This is a genomic window from Streptomyces sp. NPDC045846 (assembly GCF_056431605.1).
Window position 1 is genome coordinate 352,240 of sequence record NZ_JBWKKJ010000001.1, and the last position, 21,578, is coordinate 373,817.

Genomic DNA, 21,578 nt, shown 5'->3' on the forward strand with positions numbered 1-21,578 from the left:
GCCGTGTACGTGCCCGTGTCCGACCGGGTGTGTGATCAGGCGCCGAGGTTGAACTCTGCCGGGTTCGGGCCGAGGCGCTTGCCCTCGTCCAGCGCGGCGAGAGCGGCCAGGTCGTCCGCGTCGAGCTCGAAGCCGAAGACGTCGATGTTCTCCTTGATCCGCGAAGGCGTCACGGACTTGGGGATCACGACGTTGCCGATCTGGATGTGCCAGCGCAGCACCACCTGCGCGGCGGTACGGCCGTGCTTCTGGGCGATCGCGACCACGGTCGGGACCTCGAGCAGGCCCCGGCCCTGACCGAGCGGCGACCAGGCCTCGGTCGCGATGGAGTGCTTGGCGTGCAGCGCACGCGACTCCGCCTGCGCGAGCTGAGGGTGCAGCTCGATCTGGTTGACGGCCGGCACCACCGAGGTCTCGCCGAGCAGCCGCTCCAGGTGAACCGGCTGGAAGTTGGACACGCCGATCGCCTTCGCGCGGCCGTCGGCGTAGATCTTCTCGAACGCCTTGTACGTGTCGACGTACGCGTCCTTGGCCGGCACCGGCCAGTGGATCAGGTACAGGTCGACGTAGTCGAGGCCGAGCTTGTCGAGCGAGGCGTCGAAGGCCCGCAGGGTCGAGTCGTAGCCCTGCTCGGAGTTCCAGAGCTTCGTCGTGACGAAGAGGTCTTCGCGGGCGACCCCGGAGGCGGCGACGGCCTTGCCGGTGCCCCGCTCGTTCTCGTAGATCGCGGCGGTGTCGATGCTCCGGTACCCGGACTCGATAGCCGTCGCGACCGCCTTCGCGGCCTCGTCGTCCGGCACCTGCCAGACCCCGAAGCCGAGCTGCGGCATTTCGACGCCGTTGTTGAGGGTGATGGAGGGGACCTTGCTCACGAGCGGTCGATCCTTACGTCGTCGGTTGGTACTCCCATCGTCAACGAACGAGCGGAGCGACGCATTCCCAACGGGCACACCCGATCGCGGCCCGATCGCACCTGACCAGCAGTTCAGTAGTTCTCCTGGCTCGCCGCTCAGGAACTCGTGACCAGTGCCGCCGGATTGATGGCCGATACAGATCCGACCTTCTCGGTCTGAACCATTGACCGTGCCTCGCCAAGGCGCGACGCTATGGCACGTGACTGAACGCTGGACACTCATATGAACGGCATGGGTCGCCTGTCCAGCTAACTGCACTTGTGCACGCCGTCAGCGTTCACTCCTGAACCCACCTCTCAGGAAGGTTGGTGCAACCAGTGAAGGACATGCAGGAAACATCGGATGAGACAGTCGCGCCTGTCGCGGGCGGTCGGCCCCCGCGTGCACGGGCTTCGAGACCGCTCTCAAAGTCACCCGCTACTTCCGCACCGATCGTTAGGCGCGGCACCATGCTGCTGCGGGTGCTCGGCATCGCGGCGGGTGGCGGGGCACCGCAGCGGAACTTTGCGTGGCCCGGCTGTGTGAGGGCGCGCACTCACCCTGGCTGCCGGGCCAGACCTGGAGGGTCACGTACTCAGTGTTCATCCCGAGCTCGCTGAAGGAGACCGCCACCTTCACCCGCATCATGCAGATGCAGCAGGCCGGCAACGGAACCTCGCCCATCGTCGTGCAGCCGCTTTCGGGTGAGCGCGCGCAGACCATTGAGCTCCAACTCCCCAGCAGCAGAACCCCGTTGGCCGCGACAGCCTTGAACCGCGGCACGACAGGTGGGCCGACGGCGACGTCCAGATCACAGTCGGCGACAAGACGGTGGAATCGGTGTGCTGGGTTCCGCGGAGCGCCGGCACGATCGTCACTGACGGGGCGGTGACTCGGGCCGACATCTTCCTCGCCGACCGTTGTCCGGTCGAGGTGGGGTATTTACCGGTACCTCGGCGACACCTCAGGGCGTTGCCAGAACATCTACCTGCTGCTGACCCGCCTACGGGGTTGTCAACTTGTCTGACGGCCCGCCCAGGGAGGTACGTACATGCGCCCGTGCGCGAAGAGGTGGCTCAGCCTCGCCGGGCTGTTCCTTGCCGGGTTACTGCCTCTGGCACACCCCGCCGCCGCGCTCGCCCTCGTCCAGCCAGCCATGCCCCACGTCCTGGTGCGCCCGGCCACTGAGTTCCCGCCGATCCAAACCGCGATACACGCAGCGCCCCCTCTGGAGGCTCACCCGCCCGGTCGCCAACCAGCCGTGAGTGCGGCCGTGTTCAACGTCAAGGACTACGGGGCCACGGGGTACGGATCGGCCGATGACAGCCGGGGTGTCGACAAGGCGGTGCCCGCGGCGAACGGCCTCGGCGGCGGGACCGTACGGCGCTGGGCGGCCGAGACCCCGGACATCCCGCTCACCACAGGCGCCACCACCCGGTCGACCGCCCCCACCGCCAAGGGTGCGCCCGGCCTCGATGACTTGGACGGACCCGCATGAGAGCGCTCTCAGAAAGGCTCGGCCGCTTGGTCGCACGGCTCCTGCTGGTGGTGGCGCTGATACTCGGCGCCCTCTCGCTCCGGGCCCCGGCCCGTGCCGATCTGCAGAACCCACGTCAGGATTTCCTGCGCGCCGCCACCTCCGGGCTGTTTCTGCACTGGGGCGAACGCACCGCCCCCGCCCACACCAGCTGCTCGGCCTGGGAAACCGATGTCACGGCCGGCGGCTGGACCCCCGACTACTGGGTCGACGAGGCGGGGAAACTTCATGCCCAGTACCTCGTACTCGCCACGTTCCACAGCCGCCTCGGCTACGCGCGGCCATGGCCCTCCAAGATCCCCGGCAGCTGTTCCACGAAGCGTGACTTCCTCGGAGAGCTGATCGCGGCAGCGAAGGCCAAGGGCCTCAAGACCATCCTGTACATGACGGACGATCCCCAATGGCACGCCGATGGAGGCCATGAGTGGCTCGACTCGGCGGGCTACTCGGCATACAAGGGCAGTCAGGTCGACCTGACCACCCGCGACGGCTTCGGGCAGTTCAGCTACGACAACTTCTTCGAGGTCATGGGCCGTTACCCGGACCTCGGCGGCTTCTGGATCGACAACGACAACGACTACTGGCTGAGCCACCACCTGTACCAGCAGGTCTACCAGAAGCGCCCCGCCTACACGCTCAGCAACAACAACGAAGATACGCCGATCATGGACATGATCAGCAATGAGCAGAAGACGGGCATGGCGCCGTCGTATGACTACCCGCAGGCGCTCTATACCGCGCAGCCGCGCCTGACCGAGGCCGACTTCAAGCTGCCGTCCACGGGCGCCTGGTGGTTCGACGGCACCAACCCGGCTGTGGACAAGAAACTCACGCTGGGAAGGCTGATCACCAACGCCGGCTCGTCGGTGAAGGCCCTCATGGCGGAAACGGCCCAGGTGAACGGGAAGTTCCCATCCAACCAGGCGGCCTTCAACGACTTCGCGAATGGCTATCTGGAGCCGATGTGGACGTCCCTGCACGGGGTCGAGGGCGGCGGATACATGTACGGCGGCCTCAAGCCCGGCGTCTGGAACGACGGTGCCCAGGGGGTCACCACCATCAGCAAGACCGATCCCAGCCTCCAATACATCCACGTCATCACCCCGCCGGGCACGTCCACCCTCAAGCTGCGGGACAACGGTTACCAGGTGACTGCGGTCACCAACCTCCGTACGGGCGCGGCGATTCGATACAACCAGTCCGGCGGCACGCTGAGCCTTACGGGGCTGTCCGACTGGGACCCGTACGACACCGTGTTCAAGGTGACGGCGAGGGGGCGAGTCGGGGTCATCGCCCCGTCCGCGTATGCGATGAGCGCCTCGGCGTCCGCGAGTGGCCATGGTGCGGCGGCCGCCGCCGATGCCGACTACCTCACCTACTGGGACAACAACAAGACCCTCCCTGTCCGGCTCGACTTCAACCTGGATGCGGCGCAGACCGTCCGCTATCTGGGCATCAACCAGCGCGAGGATTCGGTGAGTTACTCCCGCTCGGACACCGAGCAGTCGGCGCGGATCAAGGGATACAGGGTGTACGTCAGTGCCGACGGCAAGAGCTGGGGGAGCCCGGTGAAGTCCGGCACCCTGCCGAGCGCGCGCGGGGTTGCCTTCATCGACATTCCGGCCGTCTCCACCAGTCATGTCCGCCTGGAGGTGACGAGCACGTACGCGACCGCGACGGACGCGGCACGCTACCAGCGCCTGCGAATCGACGAAGCGTGGCTCGGGAGCGCTTACGCGTCGTCGGGTTCGGCGGTAGCCGCCGGTCCTTGAGAGCGCTTCCGCGGCGTCCGGCTCGTCGGCGACTACGGACTCCAACGGGCTTGAGAGCGCTCTCGCTTCGGCGATCCTGACCTCCGATGCCAGCCGCGCCCGAGTTCCGAACTCGGGTTTCCCGGAAGGGGGCTGAGCAGAAACTTCGATAGGGCCGCCGGGGCAGGGGTGGCGGTCCAGCCGCCACCCCGGTCCAGCCTGTCCCGTCTTTCGTAACTGCTGTACAGCAAAAGGGATTTGGGCCCACGCGGGGCATTGACAACAGGCGTTCCAGGCGCTGCGATGCAGTGGTGGTTAGGAAGCCTTCCTAACACCCCTGGACCGCACGCCTTCGCACCGCCCTGAGCTAGTCCCAATCAGCGCCGATCAGACGAAGCCCGCCGTACCTCCCAAGCGCCCCCATGCACCACCAAGCCCGCAGCAGGCCCCACCGTGTACCGCCAACCCCTGACCGAACTCCCACCCGGCCCGCCGCGCCCCGGCGATCAGACCAATAACCCGTCCTGAGAAGCGACTCCGCGCAAGTACCTGCGGCCTCAGAACCTCTCGGCCTCGGAAACCCCAGACCCTGCCAAGCCCCCGACCTCCGCTCCTGAGCCCCACTGACTCCCGCCGAACCCCCCACGGAAGGACCCCTCCATGCGCACTGCCGTACCCCCACGCCGTCTCGTCGCGGGCCTCGCAGGCCTCGGCTGTCTGATCCTGCCCCTGGTCGGCGCGATCCCGAAGGCCAGCGCCGCCGGCACCTCGGGGGAAGGCGTCACCTTCGCCGGGTCGGTCGCCACCGCGTCCGCGTCAGCTTCCGCCGCATCCGGCGCGATGGCGGCTGCTCCGTACGAGTACCTCGGCTGGGGCAACCCGCAAAAGCCCACCGACGTGATGGCGGCCACCGGCGTCAAGTGGTTCACGCTGGCGTTCGTCCTCTCCGACGGCGGATGCAACCCGAAGTGGGACGGTTCGCGCGCCCTGACCGGAGGCCCCGATGAGAGCGCGATCAAATCCATCCGTGGCGCGGGCGGCGATGTGATCGTCTCCGTCGGCGGCTGGAGCGGCAACAAGCTTGGCGAGAAGTGCTCCAGTGCCTCGGCGCTCGCGGGGGCGTACCAGAAGGTGATCAACGCATACCAACTGAAGGCGCTTGACATCGATATCGAAGCCACCGAATTCTCGAACGCCACCGTGCGGCAGCGCGTGGTGGGCGCTCTCAAGATCGTCAAGACCAGCAACCCCGGCATCGTCACCTACGTGACGATGGGGACGACCCCGAGCGGGCCCGACGCCAACGGCAAGGACCTCATCAAAAAGGGAGCGGCGGCCGGGCTCGCCAACGACGGCTGGACGATCATGCCGTTCGACTTCGGAAGCCACAGCGGGTCCATGGGCTCGGCCACGGTGAGCGCTCTCGAGGGGCTCAAGGCAGCTGTGAAGAGCGCCTACGGGTACAGCGACGACGCCGCCTACCGGCACATCGGCGTCTCCTCCATGAACGGCAAGACCGATGAGTCCGACGAGACCGTGACCACCGGCGACTTCCAGAGCATCCTCGGCTACGCCCGGCAGCATCACATAGCGCGCTTCACCTTCTGGGCGGTCAACCGGGACAGGCAGTGCTCCTCGGGCGGCGCAGGCGACTCATGCAGCGGGGTCAGCCAGTCTCCGTACGCCTTCACCAAAATCGTCTCCCAGTACGCGGGTTGAGGAGCGGAAAGCCGACGAGTCGCTCCAGGTCGAGCTGGTTCGTGCAGAAGGTCAGGGCGCCGTCCTGATCGGTGCCGTGGATGGTCACGTACGTGACGTTGGCCGGCATGGTGGTGTGCCATCGGAAGGCAAGGCACACCGGGTTGGTCGGGCGATGTGCTCACCGCACTGAGCCGCGCCGGGGCGAGGACGTGACAGGCCACAGGACACTCGTGCCGACACCGTGGCCGGCGAGGCGAGGTGCCGTGCTCTGCTCCGATCGGAGCTGCTGCCCGCGTGGCGGACGGTGGGGCGTGGCGCGAGGTGGTGGCCTGGGTGATTGGGGGTTCGCACCACGAACAGGAGTTTCATGAGTACCGCATTGCTACGACGTGGAGCCAGGGCCGCGGCCGTCACCGCGCTCGCTCTCACCGGAGTGATCGGCGGCGTGGCGCATGCCAACGCCACGCGGCCGCATCACGGCCCGGAGCCGGTCAACGTCAGCATCGACGCGGCAGGGATCAAGGCGCCCGACCACGCCCTGGGCGGCCTGACCACCTTCCGCGTCCACACGGACGACGAGAGCGGCCGCCAGCTGCAACTCCTGCGTCCGCATGACGGGGTGTCGCTGGGGACCCTCTTCGACGATCTCGCCAAGGCCGTCAGCCACACCCCGGCTGTGTCGGCGCAGGGCATCTCGGCGCTCCGTGGCGACGCGGACGCGCCCGGCGGCGCTCTCGTCACGCCGGAGGTGCCGGAGACCTTCACCACCAGGATCGAGCCCGGCCGGGTGCTCCTGCTCGACTTCACGGCCTTCCTCAAGGACCCCGCCCATCCTGTCTTCCGCGTCCTGTGGCTCGACGGCGGGCGGCACGGCGACCTGCGTGACTTCGACGGCGCCGTGGTGACCACGCGCGAGACGTCGGCCGGACCCCGCTTCGATGTACGCGCTCTCCACAAGGCGGGGGAGCCGATCCTGGTGCACAACGCGGCCGACGAGCTGCACGAGATGCAGCTCCAGCCGGTCGCCCCCGGAACCACCGACGCCGAGATCCAGGCGTACTTCGACCGTGTCGCGGCGGGGAACCCGGGCCCGGCACCGTTCACCGGGCCCGCTCTCGGCATCGGCGCCGTCTCGCCCGGTCACAGCGTGCTGCTGCGAGCCCACCGCCTCCCGCCGGGACGGTACGCGCTGCTCTGCTTCATCACGGACGACAAGAGCGGCGTGCCGCACGTGTTCCTCGGTATGCACAAGGTGCTCGAGTTGAGCTGAACCGAGCCGAGACCCGGCAGGTGCGGCAAACGCTCTCACGCCGTCCGCGGCCCCTTCCCCGAAGTCCAGGGACGGGGCCCCGGGCCCGGCAGAGAGCGCTCTCACCTCAGTGGTACAGCGCGTCCACCTCGGCCCCGTACGCGTCCTCGATCGCCCGGCGCTTCAGCTTGAGCGAGGGTGTGAGGAGGCCGTGTTCCTCGGTGAACTGGTGGGCCAGGATCCGGAACGTGCGGATCGACTCCGCCTGGGAGACAAGGGTGTTGGCGGCGACCACCGCGCGCCGCACCTCGGTCTCCAGGTCCGGGTCGCGCACCAGCTCGGACGGGGTGAGCGGGGACTTGCCGCGCATGGCGAGCCAGTGGTCCACGCCCTCCTGGTCGAGGGTGACCAGGGCGGCGATGTACGGGCGGTCGTTGCCGACCACGATGCACTGGGCAACCAGGGGATGGGCCCGTACCCGTTCCTCCAAGGCGACCGGCGAGACGCTCTTGCCGCCGGAGGTCACCAGGATCTCCTTCTTCCGCCCGGTGATGGTGAGGTAGCCGTCCTCGTCCAGTGCCCCGATGTCCCCGGTGGCCAGCCAGCCCTCCCTGAGCACGGACTCGGTGGCCTTCGGCTCGTTCAGGTAGCCGGAGAAGACCTGGCCTCCGTGGATCCACACCTCGCCATCGTCGGCGATGTGGACCGTGGTACCGGGGATGGGCTGTCCGACCGTTCCGTACCGCGTGCGCTCGGGGGGATTGGCGGTGGCGGCGGCGGTCGACTCGGTCAGGCCGTATCCCTCGTAGACCGTGACGCCCGCGCCCTCGAAGAACAGGCCGAGCCGGCGCCCCATACTGGAGCCGCCCGACATGGCGTGCCGCACCCGGCCGCCCATCGCCTCACGGACCTTGCCGTACACCGTCTTCTCGAAGAACTGGTGCTGCATCCGCAGCGTCGCCGACGGACCGGGCCCCAGACCGAACGCCTTCTGCTCCACGGCCTCCGCGTACTTGACAGCGATGTCCACCGACTTGTCGAAGGGCCCTGTCTTGCCCTCGGCCTCGGCCCTGCGGCGGGCCGCGTTGAACACCTTCTCGAAGATGTACGGGACGGCGAGGATGAAGGTCGGCCGGAACGACTGGAGGTCGGGCAACAGCGCGGAGGCGGACAGGGCGGGCTGGTGCCCCAGTTTCACCCGGCCCCGGATCGCGGCGATCTCCACCATCCGCCCGAACACGTGGGCCAGCGGCAGGAACAGCAGGGTGGACGCCTCGTCGCCGGGGCGGGAGTGGAACACCGGCTCCCAGCGGGAGATCAGCATGTCGGTCTCGAACATGAAGTTGGCGTGGGTGATCACACACCCTTTGGGGCGTCCTGTGGTGCCCGAGGTGTAGATGACGGTGGCCACCGACTCCGGCGTCACGGCCCGGCGGTGCCGGTGGACCACCTCGTCGTCGATGGACTCGCCCACTTTGAGGAGTTCGTCGAGTGCTCCGGTGTCGAGCTGCCACAGGCGTTTGAGCCGGGGTAGGCGGTCGACGACCGAGCCGATCGTCATCACGTGGTCCTCGTGCTCCACCACACACGCGGTGACCTCGGAGTCGTGGAGCATCCAGAAGACCTGCTCGGCCGAGGACGTCGGGTAGACCGGCACCGGCTGGGCACCGATGGTCCACAGCGCGAAGTCGAAGAGCGTCCACTCGTAGCGGGTGCGCGCCATGATGGCGACCCGGTCCCCGAACCGCACCCCGTCCGCGATCAATCCCTTGGCCAGCGCGAAGACTTGGTCCCTGAACTCAGCGGCCGTCACGTCCTGCCAGTGGCCGGAGGCGTCCTTGCGGCAGACGGCGACGCGGTACGGGTCGTCGAGGGCATGGTCGAAGACCGCGTCCGCCAGCCCGCCGACCTGAGGCGCCGTCGCCATGGGTGGGACCGTGAATTCGCGCAATGACCTGCCTCCCTCCGGGGTGGCCACTCCCGGTGGCGCTCCGCACAGCGCGGTGACCGTACCTCACGGGCAGTTTCGGTGACAGGGGTCTTCTGCAAGTCGAGACGTACGACGTCTTCACAGGTCAGCGACCGAAACAGGCCCACATGGGGACCCCTCGGGCGCATTGCTGACTCAAAGGTAAGTTCTGCGGAAGGCAATCTCCACGGAATCTGTACGCTCCGGTCACCCTCAGCCCACGGCTGCGCCCGATCTGGTCCGGACCACACTCCGCCGCACATGGGCCGTGCCCACACGGGTTCGGCCTCCTTCATGTGTGGACGCCCTGGGCCCTCGGTGTTTCGACGCGTGCCGGGCGCCGTCGCTCAGCCGGTGCTGCGCCCGCGTCCCGGGTGCAGGCGGTCTCCGCCCGCCAGGATCGCCGAGGCCAGCGCGCCGGCCGCTTCCTGGGCGGCCGAGCCCCGCCGGTTGTGCAGCAAAACGAAGTCCACCCCGCCGAGCTCCGGCAGGCCCGCGCGTGCCGGGAGCGGGTCGAGACCCGGCGGAATCAGGCCACGGGTGTGGGCCATCACCCCGAGGCCCGCGCGGGCCGCCGCGATCAGCCCGCTCAGACTGCCGCTCGTACAGGCGATGCGCCAGGAACGCCCGTGTTCCTCCAGGACTTCGAGCGCCCGCGCCCGGGTGATCCCGGGCGGCGGGAACAAGATCAGCGGGACCGGCCGCTCCTGGTCGAGCCGCAGTCCCGGCGCCCCGATCCAGCACAGCTCGTCCGTCCACACCAGCTCGCCGTGGCTGTCGCCGGGGCGCCGTTTGGCAAGCACGAGATCCAGACGGCCCGCTTCGAGCCTCCGGTGCAGGGTCCCGGACAGCTCGACCGTCAGCTCCAGGTCCACCTCGGGATGGTCGCGCCGGAACGCCTGCAGGATCTCCGGCAACCGGGTCAGCACGAAGTCCTCCGAGGCGCCGAACCGCAGCCGGCCGCGCAGCCGCGTCCCGGTGAAGTAGTGGGCGGCCCGCTCGTGTGCGGCCAGGATGGTCCGCGCGAAGCCGAGCATCGCCTCGCCGTCCTCGGTCAGCCGCACACTGTGCGTGTCCCGGCTGAACAGCGGCCGCCCAGCCGCGTCCTCCAGGCGCCGCACGTGCTGGCTCACCGTCGACTGCCGCAGCCCGAGCCGCCGGGCGGCCTGCGTGAAGTTCAGCGTCTGCGCGACGGCGAGGAACGTCCGCAGCTGGTTCGCGTCGTACATGCCCTCACGGTAGCCCCGGTCATCGCAAAGCGTGATGACAGTGAGAGTGGTGTACGGGATTCCCGATGAGCCGCCGAGGAAGGAGTATCGAGAGAGCGCGATCCGGGTCGGCACCGCTGGCTGGAATCCGCCCCGCGTGGAACCCGGGCCCAGCCAGATCGAGCCCAGACGAGCACTCGCTCCGGCGCCGGAAAGCGCGGGGGCCGACGACGCACCGTAGATCGAACGCCGAGCATGTAAGTGGAGCCCATGAGCCGCCGCACCCCGAAACTGCCGTCCTGGCTGCCGGTCGACCCGTACATACTGGCGCTGCTCGGCACGGTAGGACTCGCCGCGCTGCTCCCGGCGTCCGGATCGGCGGCCGGTGTCGCGAGCGGCGCCTCCACGGGGGCCGTGGCGCTCCTCTTCTTCCTGTACGGGGCCCGGCTCTCGACCCGTGAGGCGATGGACGGGCTGCGCCACTGGCGCCTCCATGTCACCGTGCTGGCCTGCACGTTCGTCGCCTTTCCGCTGCTTGGCCTGGCGGCGAAGGGCCTCGTCCCGTTCGTCCTGACACCGGACCTCTACAACGGACTGCTCTTCCTGTGCCTGGTGCCGTCGACGATTCAGTCATCGATCGCTTTCACCTCGATCGCCCGCGGCAACGTGCCCGCCGCGATCTGCGCGGGCTCCTTCTCCAGCATCGCCGGGATCGTCATCACCCCGCTGCTCGCGGCAGGACTGCTCGGCGACAGCGGGGGCGGCTTCTCCGCGGACTCGCTCCTCAAGATCGTGCTGCAACTCCTGGTGCCGTTCCTGGCGGGGCAGTTCCTGCGGCGCTGGGTCGGCGGCTTCCTGGTCCGCAACAAGAAGGTCCTGGGGTACGTGGACCGTGGCTCGATCCTGCTGGTCGTCTACAGCGCGTTCAGCGAAGGCATGGTCCGCGGCATCTGGCACCAGGTGAGCGTGTACAGGCTCGGCGCCCTGCTCGCCGTCGAGGCCGTACTGCTGGCCGCGATGCTCACACTGACCTGGTACGGGACGAAGCGACTGGGCTTCGACCGGGGTGACCGGGTCGCCATCCAGTTCGCCGGGTCGAAGAAGAGCCTCGCCGCCGGACTCCCCATGGCCAGCGTCCTGTTCGGGGCCCAGACCTCCCTCGCGGTGCTGCCGCTGATGCTGTTCCACCAGATGCAGCTGATGGTGTGTGCGGTGATCGCCAAGCGCCGCGCCCGCGACCCGCTGGCCGAAGAGGAGCCGGGGGCAGGCGCAGTCCCGACCTCACACGGGCGAGGCGTGCGGCTCGGGAGGTAGCGCGGGCTTGGGTCCGGGGGAGCGGAGCGATGCGCGCGTAGGCAGGTGTGTGCTGGAGAGCGCCGCTCGTTGAGAGCGCTTCCAGTTCCAGGAAAGGCGCCGGTCAGCCGCCCTCCGGGAGGGTCTCGGTTGCTTCGACAGCCCTCGCAGCTTGGGCCTGGCGGCGCGTCAGCTGCCATATCTGGTCGACGCCGCTCTCGGCCGGGGCGAGCGGTTCGTCGGGACGGCGCAGATGCTCGACGAATCCGAGCCGGGCCGGGACGGCGGCGCTGGATCGGTTGGCCACATCGTGGACGACCTCGACCACGTCGACGCCGGGCAGCCGGAAAGCCTGATCGACCAGGGCGCGGGCGGCCTGGGTGGCGACGCCGCGGCCGGTGGCGGCCGGGTGCAACCAGTAGCCGATCTCGCGCACACCCTCTCGGGTGCTGTCGCGCCGGAACAGGCCGCAGGCGCCGACGATGGCGCCGTCCAGCACGATCGCGTACGTGTACTCGTCACCGCTCGCCCAGCGTCCCGCGCGGCGGGCCAGGAAGTCGGTGGTCCTGGCCAGGCCGTGCTCGGCGACCCAGGGCATCCAGGGACGCAGGTGCTCCAGCGACTCCTCGATGACCCGGAAGTACTCCGGAAGGTCCGCCTCGGCGTCGAAGGCGCGCAGCGTGAGGCAGTCGTCCAGAACGATGACCTGCTGGGGAAGCTCCATGCAGGGAGGATCGTCCGAACGCGCTCTCCGGGCAACGGAATTTGCGATGTCGTTGGGGCCGCCGGGTGCTGAGAGCGCTCTCCGGGGCCGTCGGGATGGGGGTGAAGATCAGAGCGCGGTCGGCACCTTGAGTAGCGCCGGTAACGGCGAGACCGGTCGCGGGTAACCCGGAGTGGAGACGCCCGCCTCCGAGGGCGCTCTCAGCCCTCCAGGTCCTTTCGAGCCCCAGCTCCGTTCTCCTGCTGCGCGGCGAACGCCATCAGGTCCTCCTGCGACCACGGCAGTCGCCCTTCGCGCAGGTCGTCCGTGACTCCGCGCAGCCACTTCACCTCGGCGGCCGTGATCGCCCGCAGGTACTCGCTCTCCAGTGAGGCCACCCGTGGCAGGCCAGAAGCGGACTCCGAGGCGAGGCCCGCGTCGAGTGCCTTCAGCGTCGCGTCGACCCTGGTCAACCGGCGCTCCAGCGCGTCGAGGAGTTCGTGCGGCGCGAGCATCAGCGCGTGCGACAGCGCGGCCGGGAACTGCGGGAACTCCGCCTTCGGCACCGCCAGCATCTCGTCGAGCCAGGTCCGGGTGACCGCGCGTCCCGACTCGGTCACCTCGTACACGGTTCGTTCCGGGTACTGCTGGTCGCGTCCCGTCTCGCGGACCGCGATCAGCTCCGCCGCCAGCAGGCGCTCGATGGTCCGGTAGAGACTCGCGCGCTGGCCGACGTTCACCACCTGCTCCTTTCCCCAGTCCTTGATCAGCCGCTGGATGCCGTACGGGTGCAGCGGCTTGTAGTGGAGCAGGGCCAGGACGGTCAGGGCGAGCGGGGAGCTGCGGGGGAGCGTCGTCATGACCCGGATGATACTCACGAAATAACTAGTTGACCTGATACTAGTTTCAGTGCAACTATCGGGTTGCAACGGGGGCAAGGTCGAACCGGGACGACGGCGGCGGGCCCTGCCCCGCCCCGCGAATCCGGCTCGGAGCCCCGCCCGCCTCCCACCCCGAAGCGCGTCAGCCTCGCGGCCGAATGACGTCGTGACCCCTTGGTCCCGACCCACCACCCCCTCAACACGTCACCTCTGAACCCCGACAGCCCTGAATCTGAGAGCCCTGAAGCAGCTCCGAACCCATCAGCCTGGAACTCACCGGAAGAAGGCCACGGCCATGAGCACGTCCTCGATCACCCCTCCACTCGCCGACCACATGTCGCCTGTCCACCACATCCACGCCGACTACATGGCTGTGAAGCACATAGGGGACTGGACCTCCTCGGGCCGCTTCGAGATCCGCGCGCGGTCCGGCCTCGTCGTCCTGGACCTGCGCTCCGAGGCGCTCCCCGAAGAGATCGAGATCTGCCTCGACGTGCGCCGCACCACGATCAAGCTGCTTGTCGACGACGCTGCCGTCATCGACCACTGGGACCTGAAATGGGCTGGCCGGGGCAAGGTCAAGGACGCTCAGGGCCCCTCGCCTTCGCAGGGTGGAGGCGCCAACCGCCGTATCACGCTGGTGGGTTGGGTCGACTCCGGTGAGATCAGGATCAATCGCGGCGGCATCGCGATCCTGGTCGCGCTGACCGACCGCGCCCACCGCCAGGCGATGCGGCGCACCCACGAGATCGCGGAGGGGAAGAACGGACGGAAGGGGCGGCAGGCATGAGTGCCGGAACGCGCGTCCGCAGCGCCCTGGTCATCGGCGGCGGCATCGCCGGACCCGTCGCCGCGATGGCTCTGCGCCGGGCCGGTGTCGACGCCGACGTGTACGAGGCGTACGACAGCAGGTCGGACGGCGTCGGCGCGGGCATGAGCATCGCTCCCAACGGGATCGCCGCCCTCGACGCGATCGGCGCCGGAGACGTCGTCCGCTCCGTCGGCGCCCCGGTTCACGCGATCGTCGTGCACAGCTGGAACGGTCGGCAGCTCGCGGAGTTCGCCACCCCCGTCGGCGCGCAGCCCAGCCAGTTCGTGTGGCGTCCTGAGCTGTACGCCTCGCTGTACGACGAGGCCGCTCGGCGTGGCGTGCGCATTCACCACGGCAAGCGACTCGTGGGTGCCGAGGAGTCCGACGACTCGATCACCGCCCGCTTCGCCGACGGGACGAGCGCCACAGCCGACATCCTGGTCGGCGCCGACGGTATACGCTCCACCACCCGCACCCTGATCGACCCGGCCGCGCCCGGCCCGACGTACGCGGGCCTGATCGGCATCGGGGCCGGAGTCAAGGACACCGGGTTGCCGTCCAGCAGCGGGAAGATGCACATGACGTACGGCCGCCGGGTGTTCTTCGGCTACCAGATCCTCGACGATTCCTCGGGCGGCTGGTTCGTCAATCTGCCGAGCCCGGAGCCGCTCTCCGCGGCCCGCGCGGCCGAGGTCGGCGCCGAGAAATGGCTGAGCGAGTTGAGCGCTCTCATGGCGGACGACCGCACGCCCGCCAAGGAGTTGCTGTCCCGCACCGACCCGTCGGAACTCGCTCTCACCGGCCCGGTCGAGGCCATGCTGAAGGTGCCGCACTGGAGCCGGGGCCGCATGGTCCTGATCGGGGACGCCGCGCACGCGGCCTCCCCCAGCTCCGGCCAGGGCGCTTCACTCGCCGTCGAAAGCGCGGTCCAACTCGCCCGCTGTGTAAGGGACTTGCCGTACGGGCATGCTTTCGCCGCGTACGAGGAGCTGCGCCGACCCCGCGTCGAGCGGATCATCGCCGAAACGGCCCGCATCAACAACGACAAGGCGGCCGGGCCGGTCGGCCGGGTCGTGCGGGACCTGCTGATGCCGCCGACGATGAAAGTGCTCAAGCCGGAGAAGCGGATGGCTTGGCAGTACTCGTACCGCATCGACTGGGACGAGCCGGTCGCCGAGCCCGCGTTCCGGTGAGGCTCGATGCGGGCCGAGGCCGGGGCTGAGCACGGATTGGCGAGGCAGGAGCCGAGCCCCGGCCGCGCTCCGGCTTCGGCGGCCGCCGGGTGCGTCGGCGGTGAGGGGCGGCCCGGGCCCGGCGGCCATTCCGTACAACCAGGCCCCCGCCGTACCTCAGCGACACCTTCTCAGGACCGCCCCGTCAGCAGTACCACCTTGCCGAGGTTGCGTCGGGACTCGATCAGCTCGTGAGCCTGGGCCGCTTCCTCGAGCGGCAGCTCTGCTGCGACGGCGGTGCGCAGTTTGCCGGAGGCGTGCAGCTCCCAGTTTTCATCGAGCCAGCGGGCGTAGAGCTCCGGCTTGTTGCGGGCGATCAGCGCGATCTGGAACCCGATGGCGGACTTCCCGCCCACGAGCAGGTCGTACGCCTCGATGCTGCCGCCACCCGAACTGAAGGCGACGAGGCGGCCGCCGGGAGAGAGCGCTTTCACGGCGCGGGTCAGCAGCTCGCCGCCTACCGCGTCGATGACCACGTCGACCGGCTCGCCCCAGGACTCGTCGTCGTAGAGGACAACTTCGTCCGCCCCCAACCCTCGTACGAAGTCGGCCTTGTCGGCGGAGCTGACGGCGGCTACGACGCGCCGTGCACCGCCTGCCCTGGCCAGCTGCAGGACGATCGTGCCGATCGCGCTCGCGGCGGCCGTGACGAGGACTGATTCGCCGGGTTCGACGCGCCCGGCCTCGTAGGCGCCGCGCGCCACCACGCCGCTGCGGACCAGGGCGATGGCATCCACGGAGGTGGCGTGGGCGGGGATGCGCGAGGTCATCGCCGTAGGGAGGACGGCCTGTTCTGCGTAGCCGTGACCGAAGCAGAGCCCCGTCACCTGGTCGCCGACCGCGAACCCGGTGACGTCCTCGCCGAGCGCGACCACCGTGCCGGCCACCTCGCCGCCCAGCGGTATCGGCTCGCTGCCCTCGCGCAGCTTGCGCACGACGGGCAGGGTCACCCCGATCGCCTCGACGTCGATCAGAAGCTCACCGGCGTCCGGCGTGGGCGGAGTGACGTCCTCGAGGAACATGACCTCGGGGCCGCCGTTGACCTCACACCGAACGCGACGCATGGCACCCTCCAGGGCGGAAATTCGTTGGGAGGCCCAACGGTATAGCGAAAACGAATCGTTGGGAAGCCCAATGGTTTCGGGTTAGGGTGTGGGGGCGCGACCGGCGAAGCCCTTAGGTCGCAGGCCCGTACGACTCGGAGGACCCGCATGAGCGAGAGCGCTCTCAGCAACCCGGCCTCGACAGCCGACCCGGCCGACCGGTCTGGCCGGGCCGACCGGTCTGGCCGGGCCGCCAAGGGTGGCCAACCTGACTCCGCGCGAACCGGGTCCGAGGTCGCGCTCTCAGCGCGCACCGACGAGGTTCCCGGCGAGCCCGATCAGCCCGGCAAGTCCGATCAGCCCGGCGAGTCCGGCCAGTCCGGCGAGTCCGATGAGCGCGAGGGGGTCAGTGGGACCCACGGGGCGAATGGGGCTGGTGGGGCCATCCCTCCGCTCCAGCACATCCAGTCACTCCCGAGCTGGCTCATCGGCCGGGTGGCGGCGCGCGGGCGGGGTCTGGTGGCCGAGGCGCTGGCGGAGCACGGCGTCAAGATGCTGCATCATGCGGTGCTCGCCGCGGTGTCCGAACTCGGCCCGATCGCGCAGGCAGACCTCGGGCGCAGGCTCTCCATCGACCCCAAGGACCTCGTCGGCATCCTCAACGACCTCCAGGCCGACGGCCTCACCGTCCGCGAGCCCGATCCCAGGGACCGCCGCAAGAACGCGGTCACGGTCACTCCGGCCGGTCAGAGCCTCCTCGCGCGCTGCGCGGCCGGGGCGGAAGAGGCCAATGCCCGTCTTCTCGCGCCGCTCGCTCCCGCCGAAGCGCGTCGGCTCATGGCGCTCCTGGCGCGCCTGCACGAGGGGTGACCTCTGTCCTGTCCCGGTGTCGGAGCCGGTCCGGCCCGGGTTCCCTGAGTCGGGCCGTGGCCTGAAGCGGTCCCCGGCGTACGGTCTAGATCATCGGGGCCGGTACGGTGCCGCCATGACCGCATTCGAAGGCGAGCCCGCCCTTCTCGACCCCGCGCGCACCGCGCTCGTCCTCGTCGATCTGATGGACCGCATCACGGCGCTGCCACTCGCGCCGCGTTCCGGTGAGCAAGTAGTCGATGTGGCACGGCAGTTGGCGGATGCCTTCCGTGCGGCGGGCGCGACCGTCGTGCTCGTTCGGGTGGAGCGTCCCGGGGTGGCCGCCCAGCCGCCTGGAAGCGCTCTCGTCGCCGGTCTCGAGGCCGAAGGCGACCTGGTCGTGGTGAAGCGCACCATCGGCGGTTTCCACAGCACGGGGCTCCACGGACTGCTCGCGGAACGCGGTATCAGCACCCTCGTGTTCGGCGGCATCGCCACCAATCTCGGCGTCGAGTCGACGGCCCGGGCCGCCGCCGACCACGGCTACGAGCTGCTCTTCGCGGAGGACGCCATGGCCGCGCTGACCGAGGACGAACACCGGGCGGCGGTGGCCCTGAACTTCCCCCGCCTCGGAACGGTCATCACCTCCTCTGCCATCGGATTCGGCTGATCGGATGCCCAAGTTCACGATATCTGCGGCCGGTTCGCGCCCCTGCACCCTGGTCGTCTGTCGCGGATGCTGCTGTGGGGACGCCCGTAAGAACCCCGGTACTGATCACGCCCGCCAGCTCGCCCGTCTGCGTACGGCAGCCGCCGAATCCGGCGGTCGGCTCGCGGTGCGCACCACCGATTGCCTCGGGCCCTGCGGCCAGGCCAACGTGATCGTGGTCCAGCCTTCGGGCCGGGCCCGTCAGCGAGGGGCCCGGGCGGCCTGGATCGGCTGGGTCCTCGACGACGACGCCACCGACGACATCCTGGCCTGGGCCCGGGAAGGCGGCCCCGGCGAGGCGGACCCACCGGCCACGCTCGCCCTCCAAATGATCCCGGCCCCGTCCGAGGCCCGCAGACGCGCGCGCTGAGCCGCGCCCTCCTGGGCGAGAGGGTGAGCGAGCGCTCTTCGCGGTGATCGGCGCCGTCGTCCTGGTGGCAGGGATTCCACTTTGTGACCAACACCGGGGCCGCCGCCGAACGGGACTTTCGCCTCTACGCCCGGCGGCCCCTGTGTCGGCAGCGCAACTCGGGGGGAATCCTCGTGCCGTTGGTGCTGCGCGGGTGCCGGTCGCGGCAGTTCTGCTCGGTGCGGGCATCCTCAGGTGATGCCCGCAGGCGGGCTGAGCGAGAGCGCTCTCAGGTGGTCGCCGGGCCGGTGCGCCCGGCGTGGCCGCCGGTTGAGACGGCCAGCTCGGCCTTCTCCGCCGCCCCGAAGAAGTCGCCCCCCTTGCGCCGGGAGTCGTCCGTACCCCAGGCGCGTGCGGCGCGTTGCTGTGGCGGAACCTTCTGCAGATGGGGGATGTGTTTGGCGCAGTGGATGTAGGCCTCTTCCACCGTGACCTCCACCCACACGCGGGCGCGGCGGCCCGGGGCCGGGTCGAGCGGGATGTCGGGGTGGCGGGCCCGGACGTCCTCGTCCAGGAGGATGCGGGCCCGGCCGTTGACGTGCAAGCCGATGCGATCCCGGGTGAAGTCGACCATCAGAACGCCCACGTGAGGGTTCTCCGCGATGTTGCCCATCGAGGCCATGACGCCGTTGCCGCGGTACTCGGGGTAGATGAGGGTGTGCTCGTCCAGTACCCGCAGGAAGCCCGGCGGGCCGGCCCGGAAGGTGGAGTCGCACGCGCCGTTCCGGTCCGAGGTGGCCAGGAAGAACATCTCCTGGCGGCCCATGAACTCCCGCATACGCGCGTTGAGTTGGTCCAGGACCTGCTCCTCGTAGAAGCGGTCCGCGCGCTCGGTGGTGCCGAGGTGACGCTGCATCAGGTGCTCGCCCTCGCTGCCGGACCGTACGCGTTCCGGCTCGGCCGCCCTGCCGTGCTCGATCTCTGTCGCCAAGTCCTCAGTCTCCTGCCGTGACCAGCTCTTCGATGAAGTCGTGCCGTATGCGCTCGGACGGCATGCCGGATCCCACCAGGGCGTCCACGCCGCTGCGGACCATGCCGGCCGGCCCGGACAGATACGCGTCGTACGCCCGCCAGGGCCCGTACTGCCGTACCGCGTCCGGCAGTTGCCCGCTGATGCTGTTGACCTCGCCACCGACCGGGCCGCTCGCGACGACGGGGCGCACGGACAGCCAGGGGTGCTGCCGGGCCAGGGACAGCAGGGGGTCGATGTCGTACAGGTCGCTTCCCGTGCGGGCGCCGTAGAAGACGTCCACGAGCCGACGGCGGCCGTGCTCGGCGACGTCCTCGACCAGGGCCCTGATGGGGGCGATGCCGGTGCCGCCGCCCAGGCACAGCAGGCCGTTGTCAGTGGTGTGGTCTACGGTCATGGAACCTGCTGGGGGACCGAGACGGATGACGTCGCCGGGGCGCGCGCGGTGGACGAGGGCGCCGGATACCCAGCCGGCCGGAACGGCCTTGACGTGGAAGGAGAGCAGCCCGTCGGAGCGGGGCGCCGACGCGAAGGAGTAGTGCCGCCACACACGCGGCCACCAGGGGGTTTCCAGGCTGGTGTACTGACCGGCGAGGAAGGGGTAGGGCTGGTCGGGGCGTACGGTCACGACCGCGATGTCGGGGGTCCGCAGCTCGTGGGAGACGACCTCGGCGTGCCACCAGGCGGGCGCGACGGCCTCGTCCGCCGAGGCCGCGTCGATCATGATCTGCGAGACGGCGGTGTAGGCGTGGACCCATGCCGCCTCGGTCTCGGGGCCCCAGGTGTCGGGGGCGTAGCGGGCCAGCGCGCCGAGCAGGCACTCCCCGACGGCCGGGTAGTGCTCGGGTCTGGTGCCGTACTTGCGGTGGCCGCGGCCGAGGTGGGACAGGTAGTCGGCGAGTGTGTCGGCGTCGTCGACGTGTTCCGCCGCCGTCAGCAGGGCCTTGAAGAGGCGGTCGCGCTGCGCGTCCATGGCAGCGGGGAAGAGGGCGCGCAGATCGGGATGCCGGACGAAGAGCAGCGCGTAGAAGTAGGAGGTCACCTTGTCGGCGATGGGCTCGATCTCCGCCATGGTGCGCCGGATGAGCACGGCGGTGGGGGAGGCCTTGGAGGCGGCGCCGCCGGGGGATCCGGGACCGGGTCCCGGTTCTGGTGTGTCCGCGGCGGTGGCGGACGGCGTGCGGTGCACGGCGGTGGCAGGCCAGGTCTCGGAAGAAGGTGGTGCACTCGCGCCGACGGGTTCGGCATGCTCGGTCTCAACTGCCCTGTGAGCGTTGCGGGCTTCGGCGGGCTTGGTTGTGTCGTCCAGCCCTGTGTCCGGATCGCCGGGCCAGACGGCTTCACCTGGCTTGGCCGCTGCATAGGGCGTGGAGGCTTGAGCGGCGGGACTGGAACCCTCACCGGGCCGGGCAGCCTCATGGTTCCGGGGCGCTTCACCACGCCCGGCTGTCTCGGCGGGACCGGCAGGAGTGGTGGCCGTGTCCGTGCCGTCGGGTTTTTTCGCGTCTCGCGTTGGGTGCCGTTGCGACTCGTGCCCGTGGCCGGGGGCGGCGTGTGCGGGTGTGGGCTCGGGCGGGGACCCGGCGCGGTCTCCACCATCAGGGTGGGAGAGGGGGGTCAGCCAGGGAGGCGGCGCGGGCTGGGCCGCCGCCGTGCGCGCCCGCTCGGCCGTGTTGCCTACGGGTCGTATCGAACTCGGTACGCTGCTGGGGCTGTGGGCCTGGGCGTCCTGTCTGCCGCGGCGATCGGCGCTGCCTTCATCGCCGTCGTGCTGATCCCGTCGCGGTCCGCGGGGAGCGGCAGAGGACGCTTTTGACGGAGTGAACCAGCCCCGCTCGCCGTTGCCGCCGCCGGAAGAGCCGTTCTCGCCCGTCGTGGTGGGAGCGTTCATGATCTGCCTCGCCTCGAACGTCTTTCGGTCGTCTTCGCATTCCGTCATACGGAAAGGGTCGTCAATCGCTTTGCGATGCCTTGGAATTCAGGACCGGCGCCATCTCCCGAAGGGGGCGAACCTCATGTTCGCGGGTGTGGCGCCGAGTTGTGGCCTCAGGCCTGACGACATCGCTCACCGGCCCGGCGAATAGCCGGAAAAGCGGCTTCGCGGCATCGTGCCGGATGGCTCGCGGCACCCCCACCTTTCTTTCCGTACTCTGGAGTTGGTCATTCCTCTAAGTCGGACTCGACCATACCGGCAGCGTTCGAAACCGCAACCCCTGGTCTTCGGACAGTCCCGTCAGTCCTGCCGAAATCGCGCCGGATCGCACATGTCTCCTATCCGGCCCGATGACGGGAAGGGGAAACAAAACCCGCACGGCCAAATCGCTGGGACCCGGACGTTTCACCCCTGCCGCCAGGGCTTTCCCCACACTT

At 69.5% G+C, this 21,578-nt stretch carries 18 protein-coding genes; 10 read left to right on the top strand and 8 right to left on the bottom strand.

Annotation, left to right across the window (positions count from 1 at the left end):
• Positions 1–35: 35 nt before the first annotated feature.
• Positions 36–872 carry an aldo/keto reductase gene (locus AC07F3_RS01635; RefSeq protein WP_479109385.1) on the bottom strand — a complete coding sequence of 279 codons (837 nt, stop codon included), beginning with the start codon at positions 870–872 and terminating at the stop codon, positions 36–38.
• Positions 873–2,154: 1,282 nt separating this feature from the next.
• Here AC07F3_RS01635 and AC07F3_RS01640 point away from each other — a divergent pair.
• From AC07F3_RS01640 to AC07F3_RS01655, 4 genes are all read left to right on the top strand, one after another.
• The gene (locus AC07F3_RS01640; protein WP_479109386.1) at positions 2,155–2,391 is read left to right on the top strand and encodes a hypothetical protein; all 237 of its coding nucleotides are present in this window, start codon (positions 2,155–2,157) and stop codon (positions 2,389–2,391) included.
• A 26-nt stretch (positions 2,392–2,417) separates the two neighbouring features.
• On the top strand, positions 2,418–4,202 hold the full coding sequence (locus AC07F3_RS01645) for a discoidin domain-containing protein (RefSeq protein WP_479109388.1): 1,785 nt from the start codon (positions 2,418–2,420) through the stop codon (positions 4,200–4,202).
• A 639-nt stretch (positions 4,203–4,841) separates the two neighbouring features.
• On the top strand, positions 4,842–5,900 hold the full coding sequence (locus AC07F3_RS01650; RefSeq protein ID WP_479109390.1) for a chitinase: 1,059 nt from the start codon (positions 4,842–4,844) through the stop codon (positions 5,898–5,900).
• Between the two features lie 349 nt (positions 5,901–6,249).
• A complete protein-coding gene (locus AC07F3_RS01655; protein ID WP_479109392.1) occupies positions 6,250–7,152 on the top strand; it encodes a hypothetical protein in 903 nt (300 codons plus the stop codon).
• Positions 7,153–7,258: 106 nt separating this feature from the next.
• On the opposite strand, the gene AC07F3_RS01660 is transcribed toward AC07F3_RS01655, so the two are convergent.
• Together AC07F3_RS01660 and AC07F3_RS01665 are read right to left on the bottom strand one after the other, a co-directional pair.
• A complete protein-coding gene (locus tag AC07F3_RS01660) occupies positions 7,259–9,058 on the bottom strand; it encodes an AMP-dependent synthetase/ligase (RefSeq protein WP_479109394.1) in 1,800 nt (599 codons plus the stop codon).
• 389 nt (positions 9,059–9,447) lie between these two features.
• Positions 9,448–10,329 carry a LysR substrate-binding domain-containing protein gene (locus AC07F3_RS01665; RefSeq protein ID WP_479109396.1) on the bottom strand — a complete coding sequence of 294 codons (882 nt, stop codon included), beginning with the start codon at positions 10,327–10,329 and terminating at the stop codon, positions 9,448–9,450.
• A 249-nt stretch (positions 10,330–10,578) separates the two neighbouring features.
• On the opposite strand from AC07F3_RS01665, the gene AC07F3_RS01670 reads away from it, so the two are divergent.
• Positions 10,579–11,622, top strand: a complete 1,044-nt coding sequence (locus tag AC07F3_RS01670; protein WP_479109398.1) for a bile acid:sodium symporter family protein — start codon at positions 10,579–10,581, stop codon at positions 11,620–11,622.
• A 103-nt stretch (positions 11,623–11,725) separates the two neighbouring features.
• On the opposite strand, the gene AC07F3_RS01675 is transcribed toward AC07F3_RS01670, so the two are convergent.
• Together AC07F3_RS01675 and AC07F3_RS01680 are read right to left on the bottom strand one after the other, a co-directional pair.
• Positions 11,726–12,325: a GNAT family N-acetyltransferase gene (locus AC07F3_RS01675; RefSeq protein ID WP_479109400.1), complete on the bottom strand. Its 600-nt coding sequence runs from the start codon at positions 12,323–12,325 to the stop codon at positions 11,726–11,728.
• A gap of 200 nt (positions 12,326–12,525) precedes the next feature.
• Positions 12,526–13,164: a PadR family transcriptional regulator gene (locus AC07F3_RS01680; RefSeq protein WP_479109402.1), complete on the bottom strand. Its 639-nt coding sequence runs from the start codon at positions 13,162–13,164 to the stop codon at positions 12,526–12,528.
• Positions 13,165–13,480: 316 nt separating this feature from the next.
• Here AC07F3_RS01680 and AC07F3_RS01685 point away from each other — a divergent pair, with 316 nt between their 5' ends.
• The gene (locus AC07F3_RS01685) at positions 13,481–13,975 is read left to right on the top strand and encodes a hypothetical protein (protein ID WP_479109404.1); all 495 of its coding nucleotides are present in this window, start codon (positions 13,481–13,483) and stop codon (positions 13,973–13,975) included.
• Entirely contained in the window at positions 13,972–15,189 is a 1,218-nt protein-coding gene (locus tag AC07F3_RS01690; RefSeq protein ID WP_479109406.1) for an FAD-dependent oxidoreductase, read from the top strand. The genes AC07F3_RS01685 and AC07F3_RS01690 overlap by 4 nt, the downstream gene beginning before the upstream one ends.
• 170 nt (positions 15,190–15,359) lie before the next feature.
• Here the strand turns inward: AC07F3_RS01690 and AC07F3_RS01695 are convergent, their stop codons facing one another.
• The gene (locus AC07F3_RS01695) at positions 15,360–16,292 is read right to left on the bottom strand and encodes a quinone oxidoreductase family protein (RefSeq protein WP_479109408.1); all 933 of its coding nucleotides are present in this window, start codon (positions 16,290–16,292) and stop codon (positions 15,360–15,362) included.
• 474 nt (positions 16,293–16,766) lie between these two features.
• Between AC07F3_RS01695 and AC07F3_RS01700 the strand changes: the two genes are divergently transcribed.
• The 3 genes from AC07F3_RS01700 to AC07F3_RS01710 all read left to right on the top strand — a co-directional run bounded on the left by AC07F3_RS01700 (position 16,767) and on the right by AC07F3_RS01710 (position 18,199).
• Positions 16,767–17,141, top strand: a complete 375-nt coding sequence (locus AC07F3_RS01700; RefSeq protein WP_479109410.1) for a MarR family winged helix-turn-helix transcriptional regulator — start codon at positions 16,767–16,769, stop codon at positions 17,139–17,141.
• 115 nt (positions 17,142–17,256) lie between these two features.
• Positions 17,257–17,790, top strand: coding sequence for an isochorismatase family protein (locus tag AC07F3_RS01705; RefSeq protein ID WP_479109412.1), 534 nt, complete (start codon positions 17,257–17,259; stop codon positions 17,788–17,790).
• Positions 17,791–17,794: 4 nt separating this feature from the next.
• Positions 17,795–18,199 carry a (2Fe-2S) ferredoxin domain-containing protein gene (locus AC07F3_RS01710; RefSeq protein WP_469487979.1) on the top strand — a complete coding sequence of 135 codons (405 nt, stop codon included), beginning with the start codon at positions 17,795–17,797 and terminating at the stop codon, positions 18,197–18,199.
• Positions 18,200–18,467: 268 nt separating this feature from the next.
• Here AC07F3_RS01710 and AC07F3_RS01715 read toward each other — a convergent pair whose 3' ends face one another.
• A complete protein-coding gene (locus AC07F3_RS01715; protein WP_479109414.1) occupies positions 18,468–19,169 on the bottom strand; it encodes a pyridoxamine 5'-phosphate oxidase family protein in 702 nt (233 codons plus the stop codon).
• A 4-nt stretch (positions 19,170–19,173) separates the two neighbouring features.
• Positions 19,174–20,829, bottom strand: coding sequence for a globin domain-containing protein (locus AC07F3_RS01720; RefSeq protein ID WP_479110566.1), 1,656 nt, complete (start codon positions 20,827–20,829; stop codon positions 19,174–19,176).
• Positions 20,830–21,578: the final 749 nt, after the last annotated feature.

Bases quoted from the DNA above. Each gene is read 5' to 3' on its own strand.
- AC07F3_RS01650 (WP_479109390.1), top strand. From the start codon at position 4,842: ATGCGCACTGCCGTACCCCCACGCCGTCTCGTCGCGGGCCTCGCAGGC.
- AC07F3_RS01655 (WP_479109392.1), top strand. From the start codon at position 6,250: ATGAGTACCGCATTGCTACGACGTGGAGCCAGGGCCGCGGCCGTCACC.
- AC07F3_RS01660 (WP_479109394.1), bottom strand. From the start codon at position 9,058: ATGGCGACGGCGCCTCAGGTCGGCGGGCTGGCGGACGCGGTCTTCGAC.
- AC07F3_RS01665 (WP_479109396.1), bottom strand. From the start codon at position 10,329: ATGTACGACGCGAACCAGCTGCGGACGTTCCTCGCCGTCGCGCAGACG.
- AC07F3_RS01670 (WP_479109398.1), top strand. From the start codon at position 10,579: ATGAGCCGCCGCACCCCGAAACTGCCGTCCTGGCTGCCGGTCGACCCG.
- AC07F3_RS01675 (WP_479109400.1), bottom strand. From the start codon at position 12,325: ATGGAGCTTCCCCAGCAGGTCATCGTTCTGGACGACTGCCTCACGCTG.
- AC07F3_RS01680 (WP_479109402.1), bottom strand. From the start codon at position 13,164: ATGACGACGCTCCCCCGCAGCTCCCCGCTCGCCCTGACCGTCCTGGCC.
- AC07F3_RS01685 (WP_479109404.1), top strand. From the start codon at position 13,481: ATGAGCACGTCCTCGATCACCCCTCCACTCGCCGACCACATGTCGCCT.
- AC07F3_RS01690 (WP_479109406.1), top strand. From the start codon at position 13,972: ATGAGTGCCGGAACGCGCGTCCGCAGCGCCCTGGTCATCGGCGGCGGC.
- AC07F3_RS01695 (WP_479109408.1), bottom strand. From the start codon at position 16,292: ATGCGTCGCGTTCGGTGTGAGGTCAACGGCGGCCCCGAGGTCATGTTC.
- AC07F3_RS01705 (WP_479109412.1), top strand. From the start codon at position 17,257: ATGACCGCATTCGAAGGCGAGCCCGCCCTTCTCGACCCCGCGCGCACC.
- AC07F3_RS01710 (WP_469487979.1), top strand. From the start codon at position 17,795: ATGCCCAAGTTCACGATATCTGCGGCCGGTTCGCGCCCCTGCACCCTG.